This is a genomic window from Nostoc sp. MS1, from assembly GCF_019976755.1.
Lineage (GTDB): Bacteria > Cyanobacteriota > Cyanobacteriia > Cyanobacteriales > Nostocaceae > Trichormus.
On the sequence record NZ_AP023441.1, the window covers coordinates 3,947,330 to 3,962,806 of the forward strand.

Below are 15,477 nucleotides of genomic sequence, written 5' to 3' on the forward strand. Positions count from 1 at the left end.
ATTACTTCCGATAAAGCCTACCATCACGAACCTGAACTACAGGACGATTACACCGCCGGACTAATTGTTCGTCGTGAGTAGTCACAATTACAGTCGCCCCAAAAGCGTTTAGTTTTTGCAAAATCTGCATCACCTGCCAAGAGTTATCAGGATCGAGATTACCAGTAGGTTCATCAGCTAAAAGTAATGGTGGAGTTCCTACAATTGCCCGTGCAATACTTACCCGTTGTTGTTCTCCTCCAGAAAGCTGATCAGGAAAACAGTCAGCTTTGGAGAGCAACCCCACCAATTTTAGTGTCGGTTCCAAACGCCTTTGAATTTCCTTACGGGTATAACCTTGAGCTTGTAAAACAAATGTTACATTTTCTGCGACGGTGCGTTGGGGGATGAGTTTGTAGTCTTGAAAAACAATGCCAATACGTCTGCGTAATAATGATAAGCGATCGCCTCGCAAAGCCGAAACATTGCAACCGTTGACAATCACATCTCCTTGGGTGGGAAACTCCTCGCCATACAACAGTTTTAAAAGTGTTGACTTCCCCGAACCACTAGGTCCTGTAATGAATAAAAATTCTTTCTTTTTAATCTCTAAATTAACATCCAGCAAACCATGACAACCGTTACCATAAGTTTTGGTCACAGCGTTTAACTGCACCATATAACTGTTACTGGTGCTTTCTTGTGTATTATCTTCTTGTTCATAAATGGCCTGTTCGGCATGTGCTGGATTTGTTAATACAGGCATTACTCAACATTCCTTAGATAATTTTAGACAATTCTTCAGTGACGAATGTTAATACTTACGAGCCTATTGCTTCAAAGGCTAGGTAAATTTAACCTTGTCTGAACATCATTGACTTAACAATAAGGATGCCCAAGTAATGCCTGAGAATCTCAAATCCAACATTAAAAATTTTTAAATCCTTTACATGGGGTAAGTATTATCACTCGGTTAGGTAGGAGTGAGAGGGATGTAGCTTGCTTCTCTAACGTTCGCGTAGCGTGTCGGAGACAGACGCTACGCGAACCCGAAAGGTGGGGGATGAGGGAGATGGGGAAAAAATAATAACTCAGCACGCGCTAAACTCGCCGCTTCCGCTAACAGCACTCACTACTCATCACTCCTAAGTAGTCAAACGATAAACAAAAGCCTTCACTGCAAATTGGGGTAGAGCTAACATTCTCCGCCAACGCCAAGGTTCTTTGTAAAGACGATATAACCACTCCAAATTATTGTTAGCTAACCAAGCTGGAGCGCGGTTTTTGCTTCCTGACCAAATATCCAAACTACCGCCCACACCAATCCAAATGGCTTGCGGACACAAATGACGGTTTTGAGCTATCCATAATTCTTGCCGTGGTACACCCAAGCCAACCAAAATTACCTGCGGTTGTAATTCAGCAAGAGTTTGTAGTAATTGTTCTTCTTCTTCGGCGGAGTGATAACCGGAATAAGTACCTACTATATTTAAAGTGGGTACTTTTTGTTGCCAATAATTGGCTGCTTTTGCGGCTACTCCGTTTGCACCTCCGTAGAAAAATACAGTTTTATCTGGCTGCTGTTGACCAATTACTTGCAACAGCGTTTCTGCTAGTTCAATTCCTGGACAACGCTGGACTTTTTGCCAACAAAGCCAGCGCAAATACATCACTACTCCTGCACCATCAGGGATAATCAATTCAGCATTCTGAATTATTTTATTCAAGGATGGATTTTGCTGCGCCTGCATTGTCATTTCGGCATTTAGCGTGACAACATGAGCGCCTTTTTCTTGTTTGAGCGATTCTAGCAACCACTTTGGATAGTCACTCATCACATGAATGGGGATACCCAGCACTGAAAACACTTTAGATGTTGGAAACATAGCCCTTGAGCCTCACACCAGATTCTCTCGACGATAGTTTATCAAATTTTTTAATAGGTCGCCTCTGGGCTAAGAGGGAGGGTAAAATTATGCAAACAAGTTTACTTAGAAAACTGAATTGTTAAAGTTAAGCCTTTGTTTTGCGTATTTTGCATAATAAAAACAGCTTATAATGCCTGAGTAATCTTTTATCATTGTTTTTTGAGAAATTTCTGGAAAAATAACCTGATTCTTTCTAAAAATTGCGAGGCTGTATAAGATAATTCACGGACAAAACAGGAAAATTTCGGTGAAAATTTTTGTGTAATAGCGTAACGGGTAGAAATTGACTATGAGTAAAATTCGGATTGCCCTGATTGAAGATCATGATCTAACCCGTGTGGGTATTCGGACAGCACTACAACAAAGACAAGAAATTGAAGTTGTCGGAGAAGCTGCCAATGCGGTAGAAGGATTAAATATGTTAAAAACGGTACAACCAGATATTGCGATTATCGATATCGGTTTACCAGACAAAGATGGCATTGAGCTAACAAGAGAATTAAAATCTAGCATCAGTAACCCGGATTTAGGCACAAAAGTATTAATTCTAACCTTACGTGATAATAAAGAAGCCGTTTTGGCGGCTTTCGCAGCTGGCGCTGATTCTTACTGCATGAAGGATATTGGGTTTGATAATTTATTGGAAGCAGTTAAGGTGACTTACAATGGCAATGCTTGGATTGATCCAGCGATCGCCAGAATTGTATTACAACAAGCACAACAACAACCACCTAAACCAGAAGCTTTCAAGATAGAAACAGAAAGTCCATTCCCAAATTCCCAAACAGAAGACTATTTAGATAATATTGACCCCTATACCTTGACAGAAAGGGAGTTAGAAGTACTACAGTTAATCGTCGAAGGCTGTAGTAATGCCATCATAGCTGAACGCTTATATATAACTGTCGGAACAGTAAAAACCCATGTGCGCAATATTTTAAACAAACTCTCCGCCGATGACCGTACCCAAGCTGCTGTCCGGGCTTTACGTTCTGGGCTAGTAGGTTAAATTAGGATGGGATTGAAATATTCCCAGACAAAATAAAGAGTAAAGTTATACTTGACAGAAAGGTAATTTTTTCTCAAAAATTCCTTCTGTTAATCTAATGGCAGTTGCCAAACAGATGATGACACAGAGTGAGCATTAAATGCTGATATCAAGCAGCCTTTGAGCCTATCACCCTACGGGTACTCTTCTCCTTTGGAGATGCTGACGCGAACGAGAACCCCTTCGGGGAACGCCAGTTCCCTGCTATATTTAACGACTCGGTGGGATAAGAACTGTCATATCTCGCCAAATTTCAACATGCGAAAAAGCAAGTCAACTATGACAGAAACTGAGGTAGAAAAACTCAAGCTCATGGTAGTAGACGATGAGCCAGATAACTTAGATTTACTCTACCGTACTTTTAGGCGAGATTTTCAAGTATATAAAGCTAACCATGCCCATAAAGCTTTAGAAATTCTGGCTCAAGAAGGCGAAATGGCTGTAATTATCTCAGACCAGAGAATGCCTGAAATGAATGGTACAGAACTTCTCAGCCGTACAGTAGGGCTTTACCCCGATACCATTCGGATTTTATTGACAGGCTTTACAGATGTTGAAGATTTGGTAGAAGCCATTAATGCAGGTCAAGTCTTCAAATACATCACCAAACCCTGGAACCCTGAACGGCTAAAAGCTGTAGTTGAACAAGCCACAGACACTTATCGCCTAGTCAAAAAGCGCACCCAAGAATTACAGCGTGCTTTGCGGCGAGAATCTTTATTTAATGCGGTAACAACAGCAATTCGAGAATCTTTAGATTATGAGAGTATGCTGCAAAAAATTGCCGCCACCATCGGACAAACCTTTGAGGCCACTTGTTGTTTACTCAAACCAGTAGAAAACAACCGCTTAACACCAAATCAATTTTACTACCAAAATCCAGCCGTCGATTTACCAGAGAGTGCCTTTGACCCCTCTTGTTTAATTGCTGAGGTACTAGAAACTGGTCATTATCTAATTGCTCAAGATATCAACAATGGTAAACAGTGTAACTACTTAGTAGTACCTCTATGCTATCAACAGCATCTACTGGCTGTGCTAGCACTTTACCAATGGGGACTAGAACATCCTTGGCATGATGAGGAGATTCAGTTAATCACGGGTGTAGCTGAACAAGCTGCCTTAGCGGTTTCCCAAGCAAAACTTTATCAACACCTGCAAGAAAAACAACAACAAATTAGTGCTGAATTAGAAGTTGCGCGGCAAATTCAAAATAATTTACTACGCCAAACTCTACCAGATATCAAAGGCGCAAAATTGCAGGCTTGTTGTTATCCAGCCAGAGAAGTAGGTGGTGACTTTTTTGAAGTCTTTGTCCATCCCACACAAGGAGACGTGTGGTTAGCAGTAGGTGACGTTTCTGGTAAAGGTGTACCGGCTGCTTTATTTATGGCCAGCGCAATTTCTGTATTACGTCGAGAGTTATCTCAAGAAAATCCCCCCGAACCTAATGTAGTTATACATAATCTTAACCATGCTTTATGTGATGACTTAATTAGCAACAATTGCTTTATTACCTTTGTCTTAGCTCGTTATACACCAAGTACTAGAGAGTTAGTTTATGCAAATGCTGGTCATATCTATCCTCTAGTTTGGTCAAATCAAATCAATGCACCAGAAAAACCCGTCTATCTGACAGTTAGAGCTATTCCTTTAGGGATTTTACCTAAGTGGCACGCTAAGTCCGGTAGTTTAGTGCTGTCACCTGGAGATACATTACTGTTAGCCAGCGATGGAATTACAGAGGCTATGGTATCAAATAAACTATTTTCCACCGTAAAAAACGTGGGTGGCGGTCAGCTAGCAAGTCATTCTATGCTGAATCAAGATGGTCTGTGGCAACTCTTACAGCAAGAGCCTAAACCGCTATCTCTTAACCATTTATTAGCTCGTATTCAGGCAGATAACCACGTTCAAGATGACGATCAAACTATACTCTCATTGGAGGTCTTGTAAGTTATGAAAAGTGAGCTGCATGTACCAAGTGACTTGAATTATTTAAACATCGTCGAAAACTGGTTATTGGGATGTTTAAAAATTCAGTTTGGCGATTCTGTTGACTGGTCACGGCAGTCAAGCCGCTTGCGCCTAGCGTTGGTGGAAGCCTATTCTAACGTCGTGCGTCACGCCCATAAAGAGCAGCCAAATCTGCCAGTTTTACTGCGTGTGGAATTTAAAGAACGAGATATTGCGATAGAAATTTGGGATTATGGTGCAGGTTTTGATATGGCTACTTATTTTCCACCCAATCCTGATGATAGGCAAGAAGGTGGCTATGGTTGGCTAATTATGAATCGTTTGATGGATAAAGTAGAATATCAGTTGCAAGTTAATGGGGCTAACTGCCTCAAATTAGAAGCTACTATCCCAGAAGCAGCCAATAACTGAACAGGGAAGGGAACAAAATAAAATTTGTGCAGAAATTTACTGCTAATTTTTAATATTAATATTGGTACATCTATCACTAGCTGATGTGCATTTCTGATTATAGGGATTGGATTTTTCTTGCCAAACTGATTTAATCAATGATTTGGCAGGCAACTGCTTCCTAATGAGAATGTCTATCCGCTACATTTAAAATGCGAACTATTGCGGAAATTAACGAAAAAATTAGCCGTCAAACTGCGGTAGTCCTAACGGTTGAAGAATTAAAGGCACGAGTTTTAGAAGTTGGCGTGAGTAAAGTTGCTCAAGAAGTTGATGTAGTCACTACTGGCACTTTTGAACCAATGGAATCGACTGGTGCTATCGTCAATCTTGGACACACAGACCCACCAATCAAAATTCGTCGTTGCTGGTTAGATGGTGTTCCCGCCTACAGTGGTTTTGGGGCGGTTGATTTATATTTGGGTGCTAGTTGTGCTGTCGATGCGATGGACGGTGAAGAAGTCCGCGAACGTGGCGGTGGTCATGTCATTGAGGATCTAATCGCGGGTAAATCTATCCAAGTTAGAGCGCAAGGACAGGTAACTGATTGTTATCCCAGAGCAAGTTTTGAAACTACAATCACCCGTGACACAATTAATCAGTTTTATTTATTTAATCCCCGGAATCTCTATCAAAATTTTATCGTAGGGGTGAATGGAGGCGATCGCCCTCTGCATACCTATCTTGGCCCCCTACAGCCAGGGCTGGCAAACGCTGTCTATTCTAACCCAGGTGCAATTTCTCCGCTTTTCAACGACCCCAAATTACAACTCATTGGCATCGGTACACGCATTTTCTTGGGTGGCGGCATTGGTTATGTGGCTTGGGAAGGAACTCAACACTTCCCTTTACAAAAGCGCCTAGCTAATCAAACCCCAATCGGCCCGGCGGCGACTTTAGCCTTAATAGGTGATGCCAAACAAATGGATGCTCGTTGGGTGAGGGGTTGTTATTTCAAAAGCTATGGCCCTTCCTTGATGTTGGGTGTTGGTGTGCCATTGCCAGTGTTAAATGAAGAGGTTGTACAACACTGTGCAGTCCAAGACCAAGATTTAGTCGCGCCAATAGTAGACTTTTCCATTCCTCGGCGTGTTCGCCCCACATTCGGCTTAGTCAGTTACGCTCAACTCAAGTCCGGGCGTATCACCATTGAGGGTAAAACCGTGAGGGCTGCACCTTTAGCCAGCGTCTTTCTCTCTCGACAAGTAGCTATAGAACTAAAACAGTGGATTGAGGCAGGTACTTTCACTCTTACAGAACCAGTCGCCCCGATTCCTCAAGAGCGTTCTTTCCTGCCTCAAGACCGTTTGCGGGATATTTAAGAAGTGGGAGTGAGGAAGTGCTGAGTTATGAGTGCTGAGTAGGAGCAAGAAATTATTTACTCCCTCATCTCCCTCATCTCCCCCTATTCCCTACTCCCCACTCCCCACTCCCCACTCCCTACTCCGTCGGCTTAGGCTTCTTCACCGGCTTGGGAGTTGGCGTTTTTGGCTGAGGCTTGGAAACCGCAGAGGGTTCGCCGCCGACTTTCTTGACGGGACGGGGGGGCGCTTCTCCTGGTCTTCTGGGGGGGAAGGGTTTTCTGAAGCCACCACCACCACGGGGGCCACCGCCGCCACCACCTTTGAACGGTGGTCGGCGTTTTTTGGGTAAGTCAGCGATCGCTTCAGCAGTTTGAACTACTAAAACGTCACCTTCTCGCTTGGCTTGGAAATCCCAAAACTTGCCTACAGCTTTGGTGGTCAAGACACCACGCAGTTTCAATTTAAAATATTTGGGTTTATCAGTTGGTTTACGTGGAGCCTGCTTAATTTTGATAACTAAGCTTTTTGCATCAAAAGACTGGTAAACTACTTCTCCACGCACAGAAAATCCACCATCAGGAATGTTGGCTGAAGGCGCTGGGGGTTTTGTTTCTGCTTCTGGCGTATCGGGTACACTTTCATGTAAACCCAATTCTTGCTCGTCTTCTTCTGTCGCGTTTTTAGCCAGATTTTCTGGTTCCCAAACGCCGACAATTTGGATATGCAGAGAGTCGTTTTCCTGTCTTGTGCGGGGATAAACTACCCACAAATGGTCTTTTTCTAGGTCTAGGTGATTCTTTACTAAACTCATAATCCGACCCAGGAGGACGGCATTGAGTTCTACCCCGTCTGTAGTGAGTAAAATACCTTGAGTGAATTGTTCATCGCTGGCACGGTAACGACCCCGAACTAAACCAATGGCTCGGTATTGCATTGGTTCGCTGGGAGGCGGAATTGGTTGCTGGCGATCAGCTAAATTCCCATCTGAGGTATCCTCACTAATACTAGGTGGGGAATTTTCTCGTTTAATGGGTTGGGGTGCTGCTACATGATTTTTAGCGGCGGCCTCTGTGTTATTTTGAGGCTGATCGGAGGCAATAGAGTTGGAAGATTCAGGCAAAGGCATCAGGTCGGAAGTCATAAAAACTCCTTGCGGCGGAGACACATCCCAAAAGGTGGGATTTTACTAAAGCATCGAGAAAGAGCGCTGATGTGACTGATGAAAGTATATTGGCTTTTCATAAATCACAGCGCTCTATACAATTTTAAAGACGCTAGACTCGTCATTCTACTCTAAATCTGTAATTTAGCGCCTTTATACTAGTTTCGGAAGCATATCATAGCTTCTATTGTGACGGCTCCCTCTAAAGTCATCACTTAACTTTAACGGTGTTAATCGGTTGTTTGTTATAAAATTCACAGAGATTTGGCGGTATTCCGCAAGGTTTTGGAAATTTTTAACTTTCTATTTCGTCTCGATAATATTGTGATTATAGTTACGGAGGGCGTTTAAATCGTGTCTCAATCGCGCAATCGCTGGATAGTTCAACTCATCTTAGCGCTGGCAGTTCTAGCATTTATAGGTGTTTCGGTGCTGCCAATCATTGGGGCGCTAAATAATAGTGCGTCACCTCCAAACCAAAATAGCGCCACTAACCCAAGCACTCCAGTAGCTTCCAATCAAAAGTCTCAATTGGAAGACCAAGTACGTGGATATGAATCGGTTCTACAAAGGGAACCAGAAAATCAAGCAGCATTGAAGGGTCTATTACAAGCACGGCTACAACTTTTAGCTTTAAAAGAGGGTAATGTCCAAGGTGTGATAGAGCCTTTAGAAAAGTTAGCCAAGCTCAATCCTGAGCAAACTGAGTATGGAGTTCTCTTAGCTCAAGCCAAACAGCAAATTGGTGATAAGGAAGGCGCAGCTCAAGCTTACCGGGCAATTTTGGCGACAAAACCGGGTGATTTAAAGGCTTTACAGGGCATGGTAGTTTTACTAATAGATCAGCAACGCCCAGAGGCGGCTGTTGGCTTATTACAAGATACTCTGGCTAAGGCATCTCAAGTAAACACCATCCAGCCTGGAAGTGTTGATGTAGTGGCTGTAGAAGTGTTGTTGGGAAATGTTCATGCTTCCCAAAAGCGTTTTCCCCAAGCTATGGCCACATTTGACCAAGCAATTAAGAGGGATGCAAAGGATTTCCGCCCAGTTTTGGCAAAAGCATTGCTTTTAAAGCAACAGGGACAAACAGCAGAAGCTAAACCTTTATTTGATAGTGCTTTAGCTCTAGCTCCTGCACAATACAAAGATGAGATTAGTAAAGCAGCCTCCACATCTGTTACGCCTACACAAGCTGGTACTCCTACTACCCCAACAACTGCTACGACAGCTACACCGACACCTGAAGCTAGTCCGAAGTAGTGAAGGAGTGGAGGAGTAGAGGAAGATGAGGGAGTTAAGAGTAGGAGTAAGATTATCTGCTTCCTCATCTCTTTATCTTTTTTTGAATTTTGAATTTTGAATTGTTACGCTCCTTCAATAGCAGCGACGACACCAAAAATCAAAAACAAACATCCACCAGCAAAGGTGAGTTGGCGCTCAGAAATTTTGCCTGAAATCATTTTGCCACCGATGACGGCGATCGCTGCACAAATGGTATGACCTAAAATGGCTCCTGATGTTACGCCAATGATGTTATTCCCGGCTGCTAGGGCGATGGTGGCAATTTGAGTGCGATCGCCCCATTCAGCCATAAATGTTAAAACAAAGGCTTCTGTAATAATAGACCAAGGTGTTTTTCGTTTTGATAGATGCAAATCGGCTTTCTCTACGGCTTCTTTTGCTTCTTCTATCTCTTCCATCATTCCAGCTTTTGCTGCCGCCTTCGTCATCTTAGTAGCTTGGTATAACAGCTTAATTCCAAAGGCAAAGAATAAAAAGATTACAGCATAGTGAATATAAACTTTTGGCAATCTAGAAATTGCTTGTCCAAACATCACTGACAAGATTGTCATCGCTGCTAAAGCTGCTACCACCCCGGCAAATACCAAACGTCGGGAATGGCGCATCGCTAATATCATAGCGATGAAGAAAGTCTTATCTCCCAGTTCGGAAACTGTAATTAGTAATAAACCTGCGGTAAAAGCTGTTAGCACTCTCTCAAGCTCCTGAAGGACGTTTAGTGATGTGGAGCTTGATGAATGCCAAAAGACCTCACCAAGCCACATCTTGAATGTGAACTTAGTGAAGGTCTCGCTTACAAATCTTTAGTTATTGTCATCTGAACCAGGTTCATCACCAGTATGTTGATTCAGATGTACTGGCTTTTGCCAGCAGCTACTCCCCTTCTATCAGAATTGATTATATATCTGTCTTAGTCCAGAGTCAACCAATTTTGGATTTTAAATTTGTGATTTTAGATTGACATAGAGAATAGTTAACTGTTGAGCGCGACGGGCTTTTGTGATTCCAGCCCAACTAACTTTTCGCTCAACTCCCATAGGCGTTCGCCTTTTTCATCGTCGCGGGCTTGGGGAGAAACTTTCTGCACAAAAGATTTACCATCTTTTTTCTGACGATTACCCCAACTCCAGTAAGCACCAGATTGTTTGTATTCAGCAGCCGCAACCACATCTGCAACCCTTTCTCCCGCCAAATCTTGAGATACGTATCCCCCTGTAATATATTTCTGGAATAAGGGGAAGAGTTTTTGGAATAAGGGGTAGTGGTTACGGAATAGTGGTGTTTCTGCTACGCAACCAGGATAGAGAGAAGTGAAAGAGATTCCTGTTGACTCGTGATAACGGCGATGTAGTTCTCTCATGGTGAGGACGTTACATACTTTGCTATCTTTGTAAGCCTTCACTGGTTCAAAATTTTTCCCATCAATCATAGAAATGGGCGGTTTAAAGCCTTGGGCAAAGCCTTCTAAATTACCCAAGTCTGGGCGTGGTGGAATCTTACCGCCTAGTTCATCTGGGTTATGTGTAACGGTTCCCAAAATTACCAGTCTCTTATCCGTCGCCGATGACTTTTGCAAGTCCTCAAGCAAGAGGTTAGATAGGAGAAAATGACCAAGGTGATTGGTAGTCATGGTTAACTCGTAACCTTCTGGGCTGCGTAAAGGTTCCTTAATCAAGGGCATATAAATTGCAGCGTTACATACCAAAGCTTCTAAAGACTTGCCGCTTGCTCTAAAATTGTTGACAAACTGGCGCACACTATCCAAAGAACCCAGATCAATGTGCATGATGGTGTAGCTGTCCTTGGGGATACCTACTTCTTGCGCTGCTTGTTCTGCCTTTTCTAAATTACGGCAAGCCATAACAACGTGCCAACCGCTTTTAGCAAGGGCTTTAGCTGCATACAAACCAACCCCAGAAGAAGCTCCAGTAACTATAACCGTTGATTTTCGATCCTGTGCCATTGTCTTAAGACTCTATTAATCGCCTTTTCCTATTTTCAGGATCTTACCCTAATGAGTTACTCCTTCCGGTTGATTGATTACTGACTGTTACAATGCTCTACATTTATCGCAACTTTTAGTTTAAATTGCTTAACAAATCTTGGGGCTGGAGTATCTGGGTGTAGGCGATCGCATAATGGCAGGCACATCATATTTAGATCAACCAACGCAGTTAAACGTTGATTCATCCGTCCTAGTCTAAAAGATAAACTGTGGCTGTGTATGTTTCTGCAACAACTTTGGCTGGTTTAGCAATCTTGCCATTTTCCACGATTTTAAATATAGGCCATAACTTCTCTAAATCCGATGGACTATATTTTACAAAATGGGGTTTTTCGTAAGCTGCATCATTGACATATGTACCATCTACAATTAGCGATCTTTTAGGATGAATAACATAATTACCCGCCTCACAAACATTAACAAGTTTAATGCCCTTCCGCGTAATATTTGTATCAATATAATTATATTGATTATGAATTTTCCTCCGATTCTTCACTCTAGGATCGCAAACAACTGCACCTGATGGTAACTGACTGATAATTTGGGTCATATCTGCTGTGTTCATCACCCGGTTGCTACCATATTTACTTAAGAGAAATTGCGACTCATAAAATAAGTTGTTAAGGCAGGATATAAAAATAATCAAGCCTGTGATGATATAGAAAATTCGTTTTTTACTTTTAGAAAAATTTAGGTAAGCAAGAGAAGTAATCGTTAAAATGATAGGCGCAAATATTATTAGTATTTTGTAATGAAAAACAGTTGTTTCTGAATCAAGATTAGAAGCAGCATAAAGATAGATACCCCATGTAGAACACAAGATACCCCAAATATATTGATTACCTTTAAATTTAGTAATGCCAAAATAAGTAACCACACTGAGGAAGATAATTGATATTAGGAAGTAAAGCAATGAAGGATTCCACAAATATGGTTCTTGAAATAGTTTGAAATAATTCAAAAATACATTGCTCAATCTCTTAGCTAAACTTGCGAATAAAGAGCTATTTGTACCTGTCTTAGACTGAAATATAACTTTGATAATAAATTTAGTATTTTGAAATCCTCTGCCAAACTCACCTATCCAGTATGGTAGTAATACAATTACACCCGATATAACACTGATAACAGGCAATATTGTTAATAAGTAAAATTTTCTTTTAATAACTTTATATAAAAAGATTGCACAGCTAATAACAAATACAATCGGCATTACAAATAGAGTGGAAGAGTGTAAGCTCATTAATATAGCCAAAACTATTCCATATCCAGCCCATAATATAGCTTGAACTGGGAAAGAGAATTTAGCCTCCATTTGAAAATGGTATAGTAAGGTAAAGGCTATGAAAAAGAAAGGAATTGAACTAGGATTCCATTGATAATTATTGATAAATATTTCGCCATAAAGCACGCTATACCAAAAGCCAGCTAAACCAGTTAGAAAAATTTTCTTTTGTGGCTCAACATTTTCTAGCAGTTGATAAACTAAATACATTAATAATGAAATAGATAAAAAAGAAAATAAGCCATTGGGTAAAGCTTGGAAGACTGGATCTGCGCCTAAAAGGGTAAAAGGCCAAAAAAGATAATAATACAAGGGTAAGATATGGTGTCCACCCACAGCCGCCTGGGGGCCAAGTGTAGGTAACTCACCTTTCCACATATTGATAACTGTAAAGGCATCCTTGATTTGATCAGGAGCCGGGCCAATATCAAATGATACGTATTGAAAAACGCCAATAATTCTTGTGATAAAACCTATGAGGATTGCTAGAAAAATCAGGCTATATCCTATAAGTACGGTTTTACTAAGATGCTTCAACTTTAAACTAAGTTTAAACATGATAGTTATATCCTTACGTAATTAAGATGTATGATTGAATGATGTTTTACAGTTTTTGGATTTCCAGTATCATACATCACTTATTTATAAGTTTATGTTTTTTTATTGCTAGGCATCCATAAAGATACTTAGAAATTTTTCCTGTTAATTTATGTTAGAGGATGATGAACAGGGAATAGCTGGAGTCCATTGTATGTCAGTGTTTTGTGATGAGTTTTGCACCAAATGCTGAAGGACAACCAACAGCAGAACAGCTACAGTGTTTAGATAGGCTCTGTTATCAACTCACAAATGTCATGTTTCAGCCAATTCACATTGTGCGATTGGATGAAAGAACTCTAAATATATTTGTTTTAGCAGGAAAAAATGAAGAGATAGAGATGGTAATTTTACTAAATAGTAGAATAGAACCATAACAAAAGCAAACTATACTACAATGACTGACCAAGAGCTAAAGCGTTACCTTGTCAATCATAAGGATGATAGGGAAGCTTCTTATGCTTATCATGGATAGACGTAAATCTCGTAAGCGGGATGTTGCTATTGAATTGAATGATCCCGAATGGGAACAGAAGATAAAAGCGGCGATTCAGAAACAGTTAGACTCTGCTTGATAATTTACAATTTTTTCATCGAGGTGGACTAATGTTGATAGTCCCCTCGATTTATTAGGTTTACCTAATACTTCCTTTCCTTTGGCTCAAACATATTAATCACTACTGGGCGATATTGAATGTCAATACCTGCGGGTGAATAGTAAGCCATTGTGTGTTGAAGGAAATTTTCGTCATCGCGCTGGGGGTAATCTTCACGGAAGTGTGCGCCACGACTTTCTCGACGGTTAAGGGCTGAGGCTAAAATGGTTTGTCCAACTACGATTAAACTCCGCAATTCTAAAGCTTCTACTAGTTCGGTATTCCAACAAGTGCCTTTGTCATCTAAATATACTTGACTATATTTATTTTGTAGTTCTGAGATTTTATCCCAGCCTTGACTCATTAATTCTTGTGTGCGAAAAACGCCGCAATATTCGGTCATTGCATCTTGGAATGCTTCGCGGACTTCGTTAATGCGGTACTGTCCTGGCTGTTCTAGTAAGGCTTGAATTTCTTGTTGGGCTTGTGTAATGTAACGTGGCTCATCTATGGTTGGTAACTTGCGTTGCTGCACATATTGAGCGATCGCCGCCCCTGTGCGCTTACCATAAACTACACATTCCAATAGCGAATTACTACCTAGACGATTTGCACCATGAACAGATACACAAGATGTTTCCCCAGACGCAAAAAAGCCTTCAACTAAGCCATCACCACTACTACGGACTCGTCCATCTGTGTTCACAGGGATACCACCCATACAATAGTGAATTGTCGGACGAACTGGCATCGGTTGAGTCACTGCATCTACACCGACTAGGCGGTGGGCTTCTTCCCAACAGAAGGGAACGCGGCTCATAATTTTTTCTTTGCCCATGTGGCGTAAATCTAGGTAGACAAAGGGGCCGCCTGCACTTCCATCAAGGTGGACACCACGCCCAGCGCGAATTTCATAAGCGATCGCTCTTGAGGTAATATCACGAGGGGCTAGTTCCATGCGACTGGGTGCGTAGGTAGCCATGAAGCGATCGCCTTCACTGTTAATTAAATATGCTCCTTCCCCACGGACAGCTTCGGAAATCAACACACCAACCGGATATAAACCTGTAGGGTGGAATTGGACAAACTCCATGTCTTCTAGAGGTAAACCTGCGATCGCAGTCATCGCCAAGCCATCACCAGTGGAGGCGTAATCATTGGAAGTGGTATTATAAACGCGACCATAACCGCCAGTGGCAAACATTACCGCTTTTGCCCTAACTATCTCAATATGCCCATCTAACAAGCTGTACATGACCACGCCCTTAGCCTCATTTTCTTCCAAAATCAGGCGCATCACGTACCACTCTTGATAAATATGCACACCGTAACGCCGCAAATTATTTACCAATTCATGCAGAATTGCGTGACCAGTCTTATCAGCAGCGTAACAAGTACGGTTATGGGAGTGTCCACCAAAAGCCCGTTGAGCAATGCGACCATCGCTTAGACGAGAGAACAAAACCCCCATATGTTCCAGGTCAATTACCACATCTGGAGCTTCTTGAGCGAGTATCGCTACTGCATCTTGATCTGCTAAATAATCAGAACCTTTGACAGTATCAAAAGCGTGGGCTTCCCAAGAGTCTTCGGAATCGACATTTTTTAATGATGCTGCCATGCCACCTTGGGCGGCAACCGAGTGAGAACGGATAGGATGGGTTTTAGCGACTACTGCAACATTTAAACTAGGGTCAGTACGAGCAATTTCCACAGCCGCTCGACACCCAGCCAATCCACCCCCAACAATAATTACATCATGCTCTAGCATATTAACTACCGACTACAGAACGCTGCTGTTCTATTGTAAAGAGGTGATTCACTGAGATGTTTGGTATCTTTAC

Annotated in this window: 15 protein-coding genes; 7 read left to right on the plus strand and 8 right to left on the minus strand. The window is 41.8% G+C overall.

The window, feature by feature from the left end; genetic code table 11:
- Nucleotide 1: 1 nt before the first annotated feature.
- Together ftsE and NSMS1_RS17090 are read right to left on the minus strand one after the other, a co-directional pair.
- Nucleotides 2-745, minus strand: coding sequence for a cell division ATP-binding protein FtsE (gene ftsE, locus NSMS1_RS17085; RefSeq protein ID WP_224085863.1), 744 nt, complete (start codon nucleotides 743-745; stop codon nucleotides 2-4).
- A gap of 379 nt (nucleotides 746-1,124) precedes the next feature.
- Nucleotides 1,125-1,865 (minus strand): WecB/TagA/CpsF family glycosyltransferase, encoded by a 741-nt coding sequence (locus tag NSMS1_RS17090; protein ID WP_224085864.1) that lies wholly within the window; start codon nucleotides 1,863-1,865, stop codon nucleotides 1,125-1,127.
- A 331-nt stretch (nucleotides 1,866-2,196) separates the two neighbouring features.
- Between NSMS1_RS17090 and NSMS1_RS17095 the strand changes: the two genes are divergently transcribed.
- The 4 genes from NSMS1_RS17095 to NSMS1_RS17110 all read left to right on the plus strand — a co-directional run bounded on the left by NSMS1_RS17095 (nucleotide 2,197) and on the right by NSMS1_RS17110 (nucleotide 6,704).
- Entirely contained in the window at nucleotides 2,197-2,916 is a 720-nt protein-coding gene (locus tag NSMS1_RS17095; protein WP_224085865.1) for a response regulator transcription factor, read from the plus strand.
- Between the two features lie 318 nt (nucleotides 2,917-3,234).
- Nucleotides 3,235-4,911 carry a SpoIIE family protein phosphatase gene (locus NSMS1_RS17100; RefSeq protein WP_224085867.1) on the plus strand — a complete coding sequence of 559 codons (1,677 nt, stop codon included), beginning with the start codon at nucleotides 3,235-3,237 and terminating at the stop codon, nucleotides 4,909-4,911.
- A 3-nt stretch (nucleotides 4,912-4,914) separates the two neighbouring features.
- Complete coding sequence (locus NSMS1_RS17105; protein WP_224085869.1) at nucleotides 4,915-5,343, plus strand: ATP-binding protein; 429 nt, start codon at nucleotides 4,915-4,917, stop codon at nucleotides 5,341-5,343.
- 191 nt (nucleotides 5,344-5,534) lie between these two features.
- Nucleotides 5,535-6,704, plus strand: a complete 1,170-nt coding sequence (locus tag NSMS1_RS17110) for a homocysteine biosynthesis protein (protein ID WP_224085872.1) — start codon at nucleotides 5,535-5,537, stop codon at nucleotides 6,702-6,704.
- Between the two features lie 118 nt (nucleotides 6,705-6,822).
- Here NSMS1_RS17110 and NSMS1_RS17115 read toward each other — a convergent pair whose 3' ends face one another.
- The gene (locus NSMS1_RS17115; protein WP_224085875.1) at nucleotides 6,823-7,827 is read right to left on the minus strand and encodes a hypothetical protein; all 1,005 of its coding nucleotides are present in this window, start codon (nucleotides 7,825-7,827) and stop codon (nucleotides 6,823-6,825) included.
- A 375-nt stretch (nucleotides 7,828-8,202) separates the two neighbouring features.
- Here NSMS1_RS17115 and NSMS1_RS17120 point away from each other — a divergent pair, with 375 nt between their 5' ends.
- Nucleotides 8,203-9,108 carry a tetratricopeptide repeat protein gene (locus NSMS1_RS17120; protein WP_224085878.1) on the plus strand — a complete coding sequence of 302 codons (906 nt, stop codon included), beginning with the start codon at nucleotides 8,203-8,205 and terminating at the stop codon, nucleotides 9,106-9,108.
- A 104-nt stretch (nucleotides 9,109-9,212) separates the two neighbouring features.
- On the opposite strand, the gene NSMS1_RS17125 is transcribed toward NSMS1_RS17120, so the two are convergent.
- The 4 genes from NSMS1_RS17125 to NSMS1_RS17140 all read right to left on the minus strand — a co-directional run bounded on the left by NSMS1_RS17125 (nucleotide 9,213) and on the right by NSMS1_RS17140 (nucleotide 12,998).
- Nucleotides 9,213-9,842, minus strand: coding sequence for a TMEM165/GDT1 family protein (locus NSMS1_RS17125; protein WP_224085881.1), 630 nt, complete (start codon nucleotides 9,840-9,842; stop codon nucleotides 9,213-9,215).
- A gap of 281 nt (nucleotides 9,843-10,123) precedes the next feature.
- The gene (locus NSMS1_RS17130; RefSeq protein WP_224085885.1) at nucleotides 10,124-11,113 is read right to left on the minus strand and encodes a protochlorophyllide reductase; all 990 of its coding nucleotides are present in this window, start codon (nucleotides 11,111-11,113) and stop codon (nucleotides 10,124-10,126) included.
- A 77-nt stretch (nucleotides 11,114-11,190) separates the two neighbouring features.
- Entirely contained in the window at nucleotides 11,191-11,340 is a 150-nt protein-coding gene (locus NSMS1_RS17135; RefSeq protein WP_224085888.1) for a hypothetical protein, read from the minus strand.
- 5 nt (nucleotides 11,341-11,345) lie between these two features.
- Nucleotides 11,346-12,998, minus strand: coding sequence for a hypothetical protein (locus NSMS1_RS17140; RefSeq protein ID WP_224085891.1), 1,653 nt, complete (start codon nucleotides 12,996-12,998; stop codon nucleotides 11,346-11,348).
- 209 nt (nucleotides 12,999-13,207) lie between these two features.
- On the opposite strand from NSMS1_RS17140, the gene NSMS1_RS17145 reads away from it, so the two are divergent.
- A complete protein-coding gene (locus tag NSMS1_RS17145; protein WP_224085894.1) occupies nucleotides 13,208-13,414 on the plus strand; it encodes a DUF6888 family protein in 207 nt (68 codons plus the stop codon).
- A 20-nt stretch (nucleotides 13,415-13,434) separates the two neighbouring features.
- Nucleotides 13,435-13,512 carry a DUF6887 family protein gene (locus tag NSMS1_RS35460; protein WP_411908689.1) on the plus strand — a complete coding sequence of 26 codons (78 nt, stop codon included), beginning with the start codon at nucleotides 13,435-13,437 and terminating at the stop codon, nucleotides 13,510-13,512.
- Between the two features lie 164 nt (nucleotides 13,513-13,676).
- Here NSMS1_RS35460 and NSMS1_RS17150 read toward each other — a convergent pair whose 3' ends face one another.
- Nucleotides 13,677-15,404, minus strand: a complete 1,728-nt coding sequence (locus NSMS1_RS17150) for a succinate dehydrogenase/fumarate reductase flavoprotein subunit (RefSeq protein ID WP_224085896.1) — start codon at nucleotides 15,402-15,404, stop codon at nucleotides 13,677-13,679.
- Between the last annotated feature and the right edge of the window lie 73 nt (nucleotides 15,405-15,477).

Coding starts and splice junctions, on each gene's coding strand:
- NSMS1_RS17105 (WP_224085869.1), top strand. CDS start 4,915: ATGAAAAGTGAGCTGCATGTACCAAGTGACTTGAATTATTTAAACATC.
- NSMS1_RS17090 (WP_224085864.1), bottom strand. CDS start 1,865: ATGTTTCCAACATCTAAAGTGTTTTCAGTGCTGGGTATCCCCATTCAT.
- NSMS1_RS17135 (WP_224085888.1), bottom strand. CDS start 11,340: ATGAATCAACGTTTAACTGCGTTGGTTGATCTAAATATGATGTGCCTG.
- NSMS1_RS17145 (WP_224085894.1), top strand. CDS start 13,208: ATGAGTTTTGCACCAAATGCTGAAGGACAACCAACAGCAGAACAGCTA.
- NSMS1_RS17140 (WP_224085891.1), bottom strand. CDS start 12,998: ATGTTTAAACTTAGTTTAAAGTTGAAGCATCTTAGTAAAACCGTACTT.
- NSMS1_RS17150 (WP_224085896.1), bottom strand. CDS start 15,404: ATGCTAGAGCATGATGTAATTATTGTTGGGGGTGGATTGGCTGGGTGT.
- ftsE (WP_224085863.1), bottom strand. CDS start 745: ATGCCTGTATTAACAAATCCAGCACATGCCGAACAGGCCATTTATGAA.
- NSMS1_RS17110 (WP_224085872.1), top strand. CDS start 5,535: ATGCGAACTATTGCGGAAATTAACGAAAAAATTAGCCGTCAAACTGCG.
- NSMS1_RS35460 (WP_411908689.1), top strand. CDS start 13,435: ATGACTGACCAAGAGCTAAAGCGTTACCTTGTCAATCATAAGGATGAT.
- NSMS1_RS17130 (WP_224085885.1), bottom strand. CDS start 11,113: ATGGCACAGGATCGAAAATCAACGGTTATAGTTACTGGAGCTTCTTCT.
- NSMS1_RS17095 (WP_224085865.1), top strand. CDS start 2,197: ATGAGTAAAATTCGGATTGCCCTGATTGAAGATCATGATCTAACCCGT.
- NSMS1_RS17100 (WP_224085867.1), top strand. CDS start 3,235: ATGACAGAAACTGAGGTAGAAAAACTCAAGCTCATGGTAGTAGACGAT.
- NSMS1_RS17115 (WP_224085875.1), bottom strand. CDS start 7,827: ATGACTTCCGACCTGATGCCTTTGCCTGAATCTTCCAACTCTATTGCC.